The organism is Compostibacter hankyongensis (assembly GCF_039541075.1).
In the GTDB taxonomy this organism is placed as follows: Bacteria; Bacteroidota; Bacteroidia; order Chitinophagales; family Chitinophagaceae; genus Compostibacter; species Compostibacter hankyongensis.
In genome coordinates, this window is the sequence record NZ_BAABFN010000005.1 from 78,595 (window position 1) to 91,970 (window position 13,376).

The 13,376-nt window shown below is 55.2% G+C and carries 15 protein-coding genes; 6 read left to right on the top strand and 9 right to left on the bottom strand.

All coding sequences use genetic code 11. The annotated features are described in order from the left end of the window. Positions 1 to 83: 83 nt before the first annotated feature. The 3 genes from ABD851_RS10805 (at position 84) to ABD851_RS10815 (ending at position 3,002) form a co-directional block, all read left to right on the top strand. Positions 84 to 548, top strand: coding sequence for an SdpI family protein (locus ABD851_RS10805; RefSeq protein WP_344979075.1), 465 nt, complete (start codon positions 84 to 86; stop codon positions 546 to 548). 43 nt (positions 549 to 591) lie between these two features. Continuing rightward, positions 592 to 924 (top strand): hypothetical protein, encoded by a 333-nt coding sequence (locus tag ABD851_RS10810; RefSeq protein WP_344979077.1) that lies wholly within the window; start codon positions 592 to 594, stop codon positions 922 to 924. Positions 925 to 1,112: 188 nt separating this feature from the next. Further along, complete coding sequence (locus tag ABD851_RS10815; protein WP_344979079.1) at positions 1,113 to 3,002, top strand: chloride channel protein; 1,890 nt, start codon at positions 1,113 to 1,115, stop codon at positions 3,000 to 3,002. 28 nt (positions 3,003 to 3,030) lie between these two features. Here ABD851_RS10815 and lipA read toward each other — a convergent pair whose 3' ends face one another. Next, complete coding sequence (gene lipA / locus ABD851_RS10820; RefSeq protein ID WP_344979081.1) at positions 3,031 to 3,927, bottom strand: lipoyl synthase; 897 nt, start codon at positions 3,925 to 3,927, stop codon at positions 3,031 to 3,033. A 52-nt stretch (positions 3,928 to 3,979) separates the two neighbouring features. Next, positions 3,980 to 4,780, bottom strand: a complete 801-nt coding sequence (locus tag ABD851_RS10825) for a hypothetical protein (protein WP_344979083.1) — start codon at positions 4,778 to 4,780, stop codon at positions 3,980 to 3,982. A 54-nt stretch (positions 4,781 to 4,834) separates the two neighbouring features. Here ABD851_RS10825 and ABD851_RS10830 point away from each other — a divergent pair, with 54 nt between their 5' ends. Continuing rightward, positions 4,835 to 5,269, top strand: coding sequence for an OsmC family protein (locus ABD851_RS10830; RefSeq protein ID WP_344979086.1), 435 nt, complete (start codon positions 4,835 to 4,837; stop codon positions 5,267 to 5,269). Here ABD851_RS10830 and ABD851_RS10835 read toward each other — a convergent pair. Beyond that, positions 5,253 to 6,533: a DUF2851 family protein gene (locus ABD851_RS10835; protein ID WP_344979088.1), complete on the bottom strand. Its 1,281-nt coding sequence runs from the start codon at positions 6,531 to 6,533 to the stop codon at positions 5,253 to 5,255. The two genes, ABD851_RS10830 and ABD851_RS10835, sit on opposite strands and share 17 nt — an antisense overlap. A gap of 122 nt (positions 6,534 to 6,655) precedes the next feature. Here ABD851_RS10835 and ABD851_RS10840 point away from each other — a divergent pair, with 122 nt between their 5' ends. Then, positions 6,656 to 8,509 carry a chloride channel protein gene (locus ABD851_RS10840; RefSeq protein ID WP_344979090.1) on the top strand — a complete coding sequence of 618 codons (1,854 nt, stop codon included), beginning with the start codon at positions 6,656 to 6,658 and terminating at the stop codon, positions 8,507 to 8,509. Positions 8,510 to 8,544: 35 nt separating this feature from the next. Further along, a complete protein-coding gene (locus tag ABD851_RS10845; protein ID WP_344979092.1) occupies positions 8,545 to 9,726 on the top strand; it encodes a homoserine dehydrogenase in 1,182 nt (393 codons plus the stop codon). A 27-nt stretch (positions 9,727 to 9,753) separates the two neighbouring features. Here ABD851_RS10845 and ABD851_RS10850 read toward each other — a convergent pair whose 3' ends face one another. From ABD851_RS10850 to ABD851_RS10875, 6 genes are all read right to left on the bottom strand, one after another. Then, the gene (locus ABD851_RS10850; protein WP_344979094.1) at positions 9,754 to 10,059 is read right to left on the bottom strand and encodes a helix-turn-helix domain-containing protein; all 306 of its coding nucleotides are present in this window, start codon (positions 10,057 to 10,059) and stop codon (positions 9,754 to 9,756) included. Beyond that, entirely contained in the window at positions 10,040 to 10,381 is a 342-nt protein-coding gene (locus ABD851_RS10855) for a type II toxin-antitoxin system RelE/ParE family toxin (RefSeq protein ID WP_344979096.1), read from the bottom strand. Before ABD851_RS10855 ends, ABD851_RS10850 begins: the two co-directional genes overlap by 20 nt. Positions 10,382 to 10,447: 66 nt before the next feature. Beyond that, complete coding sequence (locus tag ABD851_RS10860) at positions 10,448 to 11,017, bottom strand: Maf family nucleotide pyrophosphatase (RefSeq protein WP_344979098.1); 570 nt, start codon at positions 11,015 to 11,017, stop codon at positions 10,448 to 10,450. Beyond that, on the bottom strand, positions 11,017 to 11,958 hold the full coding sequence (locus ABD851_RS10865) for a geranylgeranylglycerol-phosphate geranylgeranyltransferase (RefSeq protein WP_344979100.1): 942 nt from the start codon (positions 11,956 to 11,958) through the stop codon (positions 11,017 to 11,019). Before ABD851_RS10865 ends, ABD851_RS10860 begins: the two co-directional genes overlap by 1 nt. Before the next feature lie 15 nt (positions 11,959 to 11,973). After that, positions 11,974 to 12,477 carry a KdsC family phosphatase gene (locus tag ABD851_RS10870; RefSeq protein ID WP_344979102.1) on the bottom strand — a complete coding sequence of 168 codons (504 nt, stop codon included), beginning with the start codon at positions 12,475 to 12,477 and terminating at the stop codon, positions 11,974 to 11,976. A gap of 119 nt (positions 12,478 to 12,596) precedes the next feature. Beyond that, positions 12,597 to 13,376 carry a Rossmann-like and DUF2520 domain-containing protein gene (locus tag ABD851_RS10875; RefSeq protein WP_344979104.1) on the bottom strand — a complete coding sequence of 260 codons (780 nt, stop codon included), beginning with the start codon at positions 13,374 to 13,376 and terminating at the stop codon, positions 12,597 to 12,599.

Below are 13,376 nucleotides of genomic sequence, written 5' to 3' on the forward strand. Positions count from 1 at the left end.
GGCGTGATCGGTTTAGAGGCACAAAAATACGATAACCCGAAAATCAAAATAATTTCGTAAATTACTTCTCAAGTACAAGGGCCATGGAAAAAATATGGCATAGCACCTTCTTTAATGCCGATATACTGGCAGGCCTGCTGTTATTATGCCTGGGCGGGCTGATGCTCTGCTTTCCCCCGCGAAACCGGAGAGCTTTTTACGGCTACCACAGCTACCTGGCCCGGAGAAACGCCGATACCTGGCGCAGCGCCAACCGCTTTGCCGCCCTTTTTTCGGTGAAGCTGGCCCTTTTCCTGCTGCTGCTTGGCCTGGGCGCGGGTTATGTATTCGATGCGCAAAGCTACTGGTTTTACCTGCTTACCGCCGGCACGGTGATCATCGCGGTCATGCTGCTGCGGGGCGAAACGGAATGGTATCTTTCCCGGCAGTTCGATGAAGAAGGCAATCGCAGGAAGGAGCCCCTGAGCGCAAAAGCCTATCGGGAAAGCCTCCATCATACCGCTGCCCATGCCGATTCCGGAAAGCAGGCTCCCCCATCGGGGGATTAAGCTGTATTCCTTCGTATCTTTGCTGGTCTTACCACCATATGTTATGCTAAACGCGCAGGAAAAAGGATTTTACGATTACTGGGAAGCTCACCGGGAAAAAAAGCGGAAATGGACCAGTCAGCTGTTTGACAGCCTTCCGATAGGACTGCTGTTTGCGCTGCCCATGATCCTGTTCTTCCTCATGGAGGGCGCACGCAACAAAGCCATGATCGGCAAAACAGACCTCGTGCTGATCTGTACCGGCACCTTTTTTATCGCGCTTTTCTACAGCATCTTCCGGGGCCGGTTCCGCTGGGAGCGCAACGAGGAAAAATACCAGGCGCTCCGGCGGAAGCTTGAGCGGGATGCTTCTCCCGAGTCCCCTGAAGCGGGATGATTTGCTTTTTTACCGCTATTGTCGTTACTTTGCAGTGCAATTCTGCCGGAAGATCGGAGGAATAATCCATCCAGGACCATATTCACCTGTTTTTGCCCTGAAGACATCCGGTCGCGCATGCTGCTCATGCTTGCTATCTGGGAAGCAACAGCGCCAAGGCAGAAGCCTTTTAAAATCATTTTTTGTACATGCCTGAAAATTCAGTTCCCGGACAGGGGGAAGACGCTATCCCTGTCAGCTTATCATTAGATACCAATTTCCTGGATAAAGACCTGCAAACCAAAGAGCCTGTTGTAAACAAGCGGATATTTTACCTTAGCCTGCAGGCCATCTTCAACGCCCTGATCATCGGGGTCATCGCCAAAATACTGGTCGCCCTCATCAACCTTATTACCAATATCTCCTTTTACGGGGAATGGACCTTTGCCTCCGCCGCGCCTTCAACCGTACACCTCGGTGTGCTGGTGATCGTCGTGCCGGTGCTGGGCGCCATCATCGTAGGTATCATGGCCCGCTACGGGCATGCCGGCATCCGCGGGCATGGCATTCCGGAAGCGATGGAGCAGGTGCTGCTGAACGAAAGCCGTATCAACCCCCTGATCACTTTTCTGAAACCGATATCCTCGGCCATATCCATCGGCACGGGAGGTCCCTTCGGGGCGGAGGGTCCCATCATCGCCACCGGGGGAGCGCTGGGATCGCTTACCGGTCAGATCATGCGGATCACGGCGGCTGAAAGAAAGATCATGCTGGCAGCGGGCGCCTGCGCCGGCATGGCCGCCATATTCGGAAGTCCGGTCGCCGCCGTATTGCTGGCCATCGAGCTCCTGCTTTTTGAGTTTTCCCCCCGTTCCATCATCCCCGTAGCGCTGTCCTGCGCTACCGGCGCCGGGGTACATTTCGTCTTTTTCGAATCGGCCCCCGTTTTCCAGATGCCCGCTATTCCCTCGCCGGACAGCATGGCGCTGCTGACCTATACTATTATGGGTCTGCTGGTCGGGGTGGCTGCAGCGGCTATATCCAAAAGCGTATATGCCATAGAAGACCTTTTTGAACGGCTGCCCATACACTGGATGTGGTGGCCCGCCCTCGGCGCGGTGGCGGTAGGCGTCATCGGTTATTTCGCCCCCGAAACCATGGGGGTTGGCTACGACAATATCCGTCACCTGCTGACCGGCTCGCTTTCCCTGAAAGTATTGCTGGCCCTCTGTATCCTGAAATATATTTCCTGGGCCATCTCCCTGGGGAGCGGCACTTCGGGCGGTACCCTGGCCCCCTTGTTTACCATCGGCGGAGGCATGGGGGCGCTGCTCGGCATGCTTACGCTGAACATCTTTCCCGGAAGCGATATCAACATCGCCACCGCCGCCCTGATCGGCATGGCCGCGATGTTTGCCGGCGCTTCCCGCGCCCTGCTCACCTCTATCGTATTCGCACTGGAGACCACCGGCCAGACACACGGGCTGCTGCCGCTGCTCTGCGCCTGCACGGCCGCCTATTTCGTATCCTTCTTCCTCATGAAGCGGGGCAGCATCATGACCGAGAAGATCGAGCGACGCGGCGTCCACGCCCCCGACTCCTACGAACCCGATATCCTGCAGAAAGTACGGGTCAAAGAAGTGCTGCACGGGGATCATAATGTGCTGAGCGGGGAGAACAGCATCAAGGAAGCGCGGGAATGGATCAAGGCCAATGCCAGCCAGGAAGAAAGCACCACGCTGGTGCTGGTGGACCACGACGGCCATCTGCTGGGCGTGATCAAACGGGCCGATATCTTTGGAAAGCAATATGCGGATGACGCACCGGTGGAATCGCTGATCAAAGGCAATGTACCCTATATCTACGAAGACAATGAGCTGAGCATCGCCGTGGACATCATGGACAAATACCATACGGACGTGCTGCCGGTCGTCACACACGATGCCCGCAAGCAAGTCACCGGCATTCTTTCTCACAAGAACATTTTTGCCGCTTACCGGAAACGACGGGATGAAGATGCGCTTTACAAACAGGCTATCTCCTTAAAAAGACAAGGTATCCGGGTCATCCTGCGGGGCAGGCAGCTGCTGAAGCGGTAAAAAGAAAAGCAGAAAAATGTGCCGCGGCTCAGCGGCTTTTCTCCGGCCGGCCGCTGAAAAGGTGCTTTTCGGCATGATAGGAAGAGCGTACCAGGGGGCCGCTTTCCACATAATCCAAACCGAGGGCGTAACCTATCTCCCGGTATTCCGCAAATTCATCGGGATGTATAAACCGCGCTACGGGCAGATGCTTCCGCGTGGGCTGAAGATATTGCCCCAGCGTAACTACATCACAGCCGTTATCCCGGAGGTCTTCCATGGACCGGATCACTTCTTCCCGCGTCTCGCCCAGTCCCAGCATGATCCCGCTTTTGGTACGCATGCCGCCGGCTTTCAGGTAGCGAATCACCTCCAGGCTGCGGTGGTATTTTGCCTGTATCCGTACCTGCCGGGTCAGCCGTTCCACGGTCTCCAGGTTGTGCGACACCACCTCCGGCGCTACTTCAATGACGCGGTCGATATTGGGATGGTTGCCCTTAAAATCAGGTATCAGCGTTTCCAGGGTGGTTTCCGGATTCAGCGCCCGCACGGCCCGCACCGTATTGGCCCAGATCACCGAGCCCCCATCGGCCAGCTCGTCGCGGTCTACCGAGGTAATTACGGCATGCTTGACCTTCATCAGGTAAATGGCTTCCGCCACGCGCTGCGGCTCATCCCAGTCCACCGCCTCCGGGCGCCCCGTCGCCACCGCACAAAATCCGCAGCTCCGGGTACAGACGTTTCCCAGGATCATAAAGGTAGCCGTTCCGGCTCCCCAGCACTCTCCCATATTGGGACAGTTGCCGCTTTCGCAAATGGTATGTAACTTATAGGTATCGACCAGGCTGCGTACCTGTTTGTAGTTCTCTCCTATCGGCAGGCGTACCCGCAGCCAGTTCGGTTTTTTCTGCTGCTCCTGCTGCTCCGGGACTGTCGGTGCTTCCATAAATCTCCTTTTTATCTTCGGCTGCTTCTTTAACAAATATCCGGCACAAAAGTTACCAGCGTTTTCCCAGTATCAGGCTGACGTAGGCATCAAAGAAAAACTGCTTGCCGGGATGCCCCACCATGATGTTGATCTTTTTGGAATATACCTCTGCGTTGACCCCCACCTCAAGCGCGCTCACCACCTTGTTAAATTCTGCCCAGTCGAACCGCATCCCCAATTTTCCATGGAGGCCCGGCACCACCTTGAGCTCATCCCAGCCCCGCTTGAGACCGCTGCCTCCGACGGGACTCAGAAACAGCTCCTTGGTTTCCTCGGTATATTTTACATATCGGATGCCGCCGGCGTCTTCGGCCTGAACGTAGTAAGGACGCAGCATGGCCAATGCCAGACCGCCCAGATAAACCGCGGATACCTCTACCCCGTTCTTGTTGCCTTTGCCTCCGATCATCCGGCGTTGCCCCAGCCCGAGCTTCAGCTGGTAGAAGATGTTTTCCTTTCCATATACAAAAGGCACCCCGGAGGAGCCGTACCCATACTGGTCAAAATAGGTCCGCGCCGTCTTATCTTCCTTCGGGTCCTTGCGTTCCCCCGCCTCGAACTGAAGCATGGTGGTGGTGGTATTGCTAACCCTTCTGCCATATTCGAGATAGGCGCTCCATCCGTCTGTATTCAGACGTCCGGCGACATTAAACTCATGCTGGTAAATAAAATCGCCTTCTTCCTCCCGGCGCATCACCCGGGTTTGCTGTAGCTTCCGTTGCTCTTTCTTATCCCGCCGGCTGGCGGCGTCCTGGGCATGTACTGTTGCCGCAAGCAGCAACAACGCAAGTACAAGTATCGGTTTACGCACGGGTTATATTGTTGGTCTGGTACTCTTAACGTAAATTTAGGCAAATTTATATAAATGACTTCAAAAATCGTCTACGAGGGAGCGCTCCGCACCACGGCCACGCACCTGCGCTCCGGAAGCGTTATCGAAACCGATGCGCCCACCGATAACAACGGCAAAGGAGAAAGGTTTTCCCCTACCGATCTGGTGGCCACGGCCCTGGGTTCCTGTATGATGACGATCATGGGCATTGTGGCCCGGCAAAGGCAGCTCCCGCTCGAAAATACCCGGATCAGCATCGAAAAGGTTATGGGTACCGACCCGCGCCGCATCACCGAAGTAAAGGTGAAGATCGATTTCCCCCCGGACCTTGACCTTTCTCCGGAAGAGCGTACCCGGCTGGAACAGGCGGCGCTCAATTGCCCGGTAGCCAAAAGCATTCACCCGGATATCCGCCAGTCGGTGGTCTTCAACTGGCATCCGGCGGAAGAAGCTACGGTTCATGAATGAGGCGTATGCCTATCCGGCAGTCCAGACAACGCCGTTCGTCGCAATAATGTTTCTTGAGGTGCAGCAGGGCCTGGCTGTCCGAAGCGCAGCGGTGTGTTACGCCCAGCTCCTGCCAGCGCCGGGTAATGCGGTTCTGCTCCGCAGGCAGCACCTGTAACAACGCAAGCGCCTTTTCAGTATACCGGTCCATCCCTTTCAGCCGTCCGTACAGGACCAGCATGGGCACCACGGTGTTGATGATCAGCATCCTCACGCTGGTCAGCCCCAGCTTCTTCTCCCGTCGGGGCGAGAGCTGGTCAAACCGGTAATGGGTATCCCAGTAACCGCCGGCCTGTACGGACAACAGCTGTTCCAGTCGCGCCGCGGTGCCGGCTTCGAGCATCCCGGAAAACAGGTGATCCGTCGTATACATCAGCATTGCCAGCTGGGCGATCCTGAGCGAAGGAAAGGCGGAAGGCCGCATGCGCAGCCATTTCCAGTAATATCCCGATACGGGCAGGAGGCTGTACTTCCGCTGCAAAAAGCGATACTCCTGCTGAAGCTGGCGCGGATAGGCGTCGGAAAACTTGGCTTCGAGCAGGCCGGCCTGTCCGAAGAACAGGGCCTCCAGCTGCAACAGCTGGTCCCTGTGCCGCGCCAGTATCTTCAGGGGCAGCGCACGGCACACTCCTTCCAGGGCATCGCCGTTTACCGGCCCTCCGAGGCTCCGGCCCAGGGCGCGGTAGAAAACCGTTTCCCAGTCATTGGCCGTTTCCTCCAACCAGCGCTCCAGCAACTCCGTCTTTACCTCCTGCCGCTCTATCACCAGCCGTTCTTTCCATCCCAGCCATACCTGTTCATCGACCTGTCCCAGCTGGGCGGAGCAGGGTACAAAACCCGGATGCTCCATCAGCCGTTCGTATTTTTCCAGCAGCAGACCGGGAATACGGTCCCGCAGCTCGAGCGCAGGTATGCCCTTTTCTTCCAGCTCGGTTACGGGGCGGTCGTTTTCCCAGACGACGTGGAGGATCACATTTCCATAAGCAGGATCCTGTCCGTGGCGGTGCCGGTACCAGTCGGACGCTTTGAGATGGATCTCCACATGGCCGGCCAGAACAGCGTCGCCGATACGGATCCGGGCCTGCATAAAATCGGGACCGGCGTCAGTATTGGGCAGCCCCGGCTGTATTACCTCTACCGGCGCTCCGGCTGCGGTACAAAGCGACCGGGCATTGTAATGGCGGTAACGCCAGCAGTACTGGAGCAGTTTTTCGGAGAGGAGCATTTCTAAATATAATTCATTCTAAATATAATCCTTTCCCGGCTTTTAGACAAATTTATGCCCGTCCGATTGTCCGTTTGGCGCATTCCCTGTAATTTTGCAAGGCATTCACCTACAATGCCGTCTTGCAAAACATCCGAAAATACTACCGGTTTCTGCGCAGCTTCCGCGATCTGGAAGAAAAAAGCGCCGAAGTTATCCGCCACCACGAAGTGCCCCTGGAATGGCTCCATAAAAAGCTGCGGCGCAACCAGTTCCTCACCCTTTCCGGTATCCTGGTCGGATGCACGGCCGGCTTGGCCGGGGTGCTGCTGAAGGCGCTGGTCCATTTCATCCACCTGTTTATCACACAGGACTATCACCTTCCCTATCAGCTGCTTTTTTACCTGATCTTTCCCTTTCTCGGCATCCTCCTCACGGTGGTGATCGTACGTTTTGTGTTAAAGGGAAAGGATGGTAAAGGCATCCCGAAAGTGCTCTCGGAGATCGCGCAGAAATCGAGTATGGTGGACCCGCGAAAGATGTATTCGCAGATCATCCAGGGGGCGGTGACCGTGGGACTGGGGGGCTCTGCGGGCCTGGAAAGCCCGATCGCCATTACCGGCGCCGCCATCGGCTCCAACTATGCCCGCACCTACCGGCTGAATTACAAAGAGCGCACCCTCCTGCTGGCCGCCGGCGCAGCGGCAGGTATCGCCGCCGCCTTCGACGCTCCCATTGCCGGTGTGATGTTTGCCATGGAGGTATTGCTGGCCGGCGTGGTATTTTCGGATTTTATCCCCCTGATCATCGCCTCGGTCTGCGGCGCCCTCTTGTCCAAGATCATCCTGGGCGATGAGATCATCCTGCATTTCCGGCTCAAGCAGGACTTCAACTACTGGAATGTTCCCTTTTACCTGGCGCTGGGGGTGCTGAGCGGCTTATACTCGCGCTACTATATGCTGATGGCCAACCGCGTGGATCATTTTTTCGAGCGGTACCGGGGGCGGGTCTTTCTCCGGGGCATCATCGGAGGCGCTGCCCTGTCGCTGCTCTGCTTCTTCTTCCCGCCGCTTTTCGGAGACGGCTATGAAAGCATCAAGGTGCTGGTGGACCAGAGCGGGGCCAGCCTGCTGACGGGCAGCCTTTATGTAAACCTGATCCAGCATTCCTGGGCCGTCCTGGTCTTTGTAGGACTGATCTGCCTGGCCAAGGTGTTTGCCACCACCGTTACCATCTCGAGTGGCGGCAACGGGGGTAACTTTGCCCCCTCCCTTTTTGCGGGCGCCTTTCTCGGCTATTGCTTTGCTTATGCCCTTTCTATGGCCGGCTGGGTGGAATTGCCCATCGCCAATTTTGCCATCGTAGGCATGGCCGGCGCCATGAGCGGCATCATGTATGCGCCGCTGACCAGCATCTTCCTGATCGCGGAAGCCACCGGCGGGTACGATCTGTTTATCCCGCTGATGATCGTATCCACCACCTCCTACCTGATCGTGCGGCGCTTTTCCCCCTATTCGCTGGAGGTAAAAAGGCTGGTGGACAAAGGACAGGTCTTTACCCGGCAGCACGACCGCAACCTGCTGTCCCTGCTGCATACCGGCGATATCATCGAAAAGGATATCCGCATCATCTCCCCCGAAGCCACGCTGCGGGAGCTGGTAGCGCTGATCAAGATCAGCAGCCGTAATCTTTTCGGGGTGGTAAACGACGCCGGGGAGCTGGAAGGAATTATTGTACTGGACGACGTCAAGGAGGTAATGTTCAACACCGAACTGTATGATTCCACCCATATCCGGCAGCTGATGAAAAATCCGCCGGCCTTCATAGACGTACAGGAGCCGATGCAGCAGGTGATGAAGAAGTTCGATGAAACAGGAGCCTGGAACCTTCCTGTGACCAATGGAAAGAAATTCCTGGGCTTTGTATCCAAGTCCAGTCTCCTGAACCGTTACCGGCAGCTGCTGAAGGATTATTCCACCTCTGAAGAAGAGTTATAAAAGCCATAAAAAGACTACCGCATAAAAACGATTTTATGGAAAAAAAGCTGATCAACCTGGGCATATTCGGATTTGGCTGTGTAGGACAGGGACTGTATGAAGTGCTGAACAAAACCCGGGGCATCAATGCCAGAATCAAAAAGATCTGCATCAAGGATCCCGACAAGCCACGGCCCATAGACCAGAGCTATTTTACCACCGACAAGGAAGATATCCTCAGCGATCCTTCCATCGACGTGGTCGTGGAGCTGATCAACGATACCGCGGCCGCCTTCGACATCGTGGCCACTGCCCTGCGGAACGGCAAAGCGGTGGTAAGCGCCAGCAAACGGATGATCGCCGAGAATCTGGGCACGCTGTACACCCTGCAGCAGCAATACCACGTACCCTTTCTGTATGAAGGCGCCTGCTGCGCCAGCATACCCATTATCCGCAACCTGGAGGAATACTACGACAACGACCTGCTCAATGCCGTGGAAGGTATCTGCAACGGCTCTACGAATTATATTCTTACCAAGATCTTTGAAGAGCAGCTGGATTTCGATACGGCCCTGCGGCAGGCACAGGAAAAGGGATTTGCCGAAACGGATCCCACGCTGGACATAGAGGGGTTTGACCCCAAGTTCAAGATCTGCATCTTGCTGCTGCATGCCTTCGGTACCTTTGTACAACCGGACGAGGTGTTCAACTTCGGCATCAGCCACCTCAACGATTTTGACATCAACTATGCGCGGCAGCGCAGCGGCACCATCAAGCTGATCGCCAAATGCAGGCGGCAGAACGGGCATGTGGTCACCTATGTGCTGCCCCACCTGATCACCGGGCATCACCTGCTCAGCGACGTATCCAACGAATACAACGGCATACTCGTGGAAAGCTCTTTCTCGGAAAACCAGTTTTTCGTCGGCAAGGGGGCCGGCGGCACCGCCACCGGCAGCGCGGTATTGTCGGACATCTCGGCGCTGACCTACAACTACCACTACGAATACAAAAAGATCGCCCAGCGCAACTCTCTCGCCCTGACCAACGATATCCAGCTAAAGATCTATCTGCGGTATAAAAAAACGGGGCAGGTGGACCTGGCGGATTTTTATACCATCAGCGAGAAATATGAATCGCCGGACAACCACTACGTGGTGGGAATGATCAACCTGGAAAAGCTGAAAAATGCCGCCTGGCTGCAAAACAAAGGGGTGAACCTGCTGGTGCTGGAGTGATGAATTTACTCAGCGCGAACCAAATGGTCAGAGCTTGATCTGGAGTTGTAATTTTCCGCCTAATCCATGCTCCACGATCCGCTGAAGCGTTGAGATGCGTACCTCTTTTATGTTGTTCTCTATTTTTGAAATATACGATTTGGTGGTACCTACCCGCTCAGCAAGTTCCTCCTGTGTCCATCCTTTCTCAAGACGGGCTTCCTGAATTAAAGCTCCGATTTTAAAATCTTTATAGCCTGCCTCAAGCTCCTCACGTCGGGGCGCACCCCGTTTTCCATAGTTCTTATCCTTAAACTGCTCAAGGGTCGTCCGGTTATTTGCCTTCGCTTTCATATTCTTCTTTTATTTTAAGGGCCTTTTCTATTTCCTTTTTGGGTGTTTTTTGCGTTTTCTTCTGAAAACCGCTTGTCAGGACAATCAGTTGTCCTTTATCGAAAAAACAGAAAATCCGGAAAATATCACTGCCTTGCTGTACCCTTATTTCAAAAAGTCCTTCCGTTTGTTCAATATGCTTCAGATAAATTTCCGGAATCCTTTCCATTTCTTCAATCAGCTCAAGGGTCCAGATAATTTTATCTTTTACCTTGTCCCGCTGTTTTTCAAAGAAAGTTTGGAAATAGTCTTTGTAAAAAATAATCGTTCGCCTTTTCGGCACAGCGCTATAGGTTAATGTACAGCAAAGGTACAAAAAGTTGCCCTAAAGTGAAACTTTTATTTGAACTCAGCGATAAGCCCGCAGCTCCTCCGCCACCCGGCCCACCGGAAGGCCCATGACATTGTAGTAATCCCCGTCAATCCGCTCCACGCCGATCAGCCCGATCCACTCCTGGATAGCATAGGCCCCTGCTTTATCAAAAGGACGGTAACGGTCGACATAATAACGTATCTGCGCTTCGGAAAGCCGCCGGAAGGTAACGGCCGTGATCTCCGAAAATACCTTTTCCTTACCGCCGCACGACAGACATACGCCGGTAATCACCCGGTGGGTTTTTCCGGAGAGGCGCGTCAGCATTTCCAGGGCTTCCTGTCCGTCGCGGGGCTTGCCCAGCGGCTGCCCTTCCAGCTCCACCAGCGTATCCGCCGCCAGGATAACCTCTTCCGGCAGACACAGCGGCTCCACCGCCTTTGCCTTGTTTCGCGCAATATAAGCAGGGGCTTCCGTCACCGGCATGCCGGGCGGGAAAACTTCTGCAACCGGCTTTACACGAATGGTAAAATCAATACCTGCCTGTTCCAGCAGGGCGCTGCGCCTGGGCGATTGCGACGCAAGTATAACGCTGCGCTGACGCATTAAAAATGGATTTTAAAAAACAACATGCTCAGGATACCCGTCAGCATAACCAGCTTGATGAGGTTGCTTACCCGGTGAAACCCTGCGGGGCCGGACGCGCGGCGGAGCCGGTAGATGACCGCGGCTGCCGGCAGCTGAACCAGTACCAGCAGGTAAGCAGCGGCGGCATACCATCCCCACTGAACGACCCTGAATTGTGCATAAACGATGGCAGCGATCAGCAGCCACAGCAATGCAGCGGCAAAGTCTTTGCTGGCATTCACCCCGTATACGATCGGAAAAGTACGGCAGCCTTCCTTATCATCGCCCTTTATATCCTCCAGGTCTTTTACCATCTCCCGTACCAGCGACAGCAGGAAGGCAAAAACAGCATACGCCAGGATGACCCGCAGTAAAAGATAAGCCGGCACCGCCGACTGTGGCGTTACCCCGCTGTATAGCTGCGGTTCGTAAAAGCCTACCACCATTACGGTAAGCGCCGTCAGCAGCGAGATGACCACATTCCCGATCAGCAACTGACGCTTGTAAGCCGTGGAATAAAACCACAGCAGCCCCGTGCACATCAGCTGGGTAAAGCCGAGCAAAGGCCGGCCGATGGACCAGGCAATGGCAAACCCCAGCCCCACGCCGGCAACGTTCAGCAAGGTGTGCCAGAGCATGGCCCAGCGGCGGCTGATGTATTTGTCAATGATGATCTTATCGGGCTTATTGATCTGGTCGATATTGACGTCAAAATAATCATTGATGATATAGCCGGCGGCAGCAATCAGCACGGTGGCCAGAGACAGCAGAAAAAAAGCGCCGTGGCCCAGCGTCGCCTGCATGTCACTGCGCAGATATACGGGGCGGATAACGGCGTACTGCAGCAGGTACTGCGTAAGGAATATATAGATCAGGTTGGGATACCGGATCAGTTTCAGGAAGGCGGACAACGGGTTCATCCTAAATTCGTTTTTTTAGTTTACCTCCCAGTGATGGTGCAGCTTCAGCACCTTTTCGATCACATCCCGGACGCATCCTTTTCCTCCGCTGAAGGGGGATGTATAGCGGCATATCGCCTTTATTTCGGGCGCCGCATCCGCAGGGCATACCGGTATACCGGTCATCTGCATGGCGGTATAGTCCGGCACGTCGTCGCCCATATAGAGCAGGGAAGACCATTCCAGCTCGTGCTCCGCCACATAGCCGGCCAGCACCGAAGCCTTATCCTGAACACCGAGGAAAATGTCTTTTATCCCCAGGCTCTCAAGCCTGCTCCTGACGCTGCCGGCGCTTCCCCCGGAGATCACTACTACCCGGTATCCTTTCTTCACCGCCAGCTGCAGTGCATAACCGTCACGGATATACATTTTCCGCGACAACGCCCCGTTTTCGAGCAGCTGCAGGGTGCCGTCGGTCATTACGCCGTCCACATCAAAAGCAAAAGTGCGGACCGTCCGAAAAAGTTCCAGTACGTTCATTCAGAAATACTTAAAGCAAAAGACAGCAGGCTCATCGGTAAACGGCGGATATCGCCGGAACCGGCTGCAAATTACGATGCCACGGTTAAACGGCCAATCCCAAATGCAGGAAGAACGCTTTAAGGCGCTTTCCGCTCCACGTCGTAAAACTGACGGATGTCGTTACTCAATACTTCGTAAAGCTGTAAAAGATCCGGATTATCCTTCAGCTGACCGCGGTGCAGCTCCAGGGTAGTGACATCGTTGCGGTAGGCGGGTCCGGTCTGCACCTGCCGGGCATCATTGCGTTCTATCCGCTGGAAGGTTTCGTGCAGGATGGGCCGCAGCAACCCGAAATCGAGTCCCCGTTTTTCGCAATAGTCCTCACAGCGGGCGATGAGGTGATTGGTGAAGTTATTGGACAATACGGCGGCAAGATGCAGCTGCAGCCTTTTTTCGGAATCGGCGGTCACCACCTGTTCCGAGAGGGCTTCCGCCAGCGCTCCCAGGCGCCGGAGCGTCATTTCATTGGCGGCTTCCAGCAGCAGCGGGATCTTTTCCACCTCACGCATCTCCCTGCGCAGGCTCTGCAGGGGATAGATCACTCCGGTGTTTACCGATATGTTCCGGATGGCATCCAGCGGCACCGCTCCGGCGGTGTGGGCCACGATGCGCTTGCCCAGCCGCAACTCCTGGTTGACCGCCGGGATGGCGTCGTCCTGTATGGCGATAAGGTATACGTCCGCATTCATGTCAATATCCAGCAGATCATCGCTGTAGGGCGTATTCAGCTGCTCGGCCAGCTCCCGGGCATGTTCCCTGTTCCGGCTGATCACCTGCCGGATCTGGTGACCGTTGAGCTGCAGCCGGTGGCTGAAACAATGCGCTACATTACCCGAGCCGATAATTACAATATCCAT

Coding starts and splice junctions, on each gene's coding strand:
- ABD851_RS10805 (WP_344979075.1), top strand. CDS start 84: ATGGAAAAAATATGGCATAGCACCTTCTTTAATGCCGATATACTGGCA.
- ABD851_RS10810 (WP_344979077.1), top strand. CDS start 592: ATGCTAAACGCGCAGGAAAAAGGATTTTACGATTACTGGGAAGCTCAC.
- ABD851_RS10815 (WP_344979079.1), top strand. CDS start 1,113: ATGCCTGAAAATTCAGTTCCCGGACAGGGGGAAGACGCTATCCCTGTC.
- lipA (WP_344979081.1), bottom strand. CDS start 3,927: ATGGAAGCACCGACAGTCCCGGAGCAGCAGGAGCAGCAGAAAAAACCG.
- ABD851_RS10830 (WP_344979086.1), top strand. CDS start 4,835: ATGACTTCAAAAATCGTCTACGAGGGAGCGCTCCGCACCACGGCCACG.
- ABD851_RS10835 (WP_344979088.1), bottom strand. CDS start 6,533: ATGCTCCTCTCCGAAAAACTGCTCCAGTACTGCTGGCGTTACCGCCAT.
- ABD851_RS10845 (WP_344979092.1), top strand. CDS start 8,545: ATGGAAAAAAAGCTGATCAACCTGGGCATATTCGGATTTGGCTGTGTA.
- ABD851_RS10850 (WP_344979094.1), bottom strand. CDS start 10,059: ATGAAAGCGAAGGCAAATAACCGGACGACCCTTGAGCAGTTTAAGGAT.
- ABD851_RS10860 (WP_344979098.1), bottom strand. CDS start 11,017: ATGCGTCAGCGCAGCGTTATACTTGCGTCGCAATCGCCCAGGCGCAGC.
- ABD851_RS10865 (WP_344979100.1), bottom strand. CDS start 11,958: ATGAACCCGTTGTCCGCCTTCCTGAAACTGATCCGGTATCCCAACCTG.
- ABD851_RS10870 (WP_344979102.1), bottom strand. CDS start 12,477: ATGAACGTACTGGAACTTTTTCGGACGGTCCGCACTTTTGCTTTTGAT.
- ABD851_RS10875 (WP_344979104.1), bottom strand. CDS start 13,376: ATGGATATTGTAATTATCGGCTCGGGTAATGTAGCGCATTGTTTCAGC.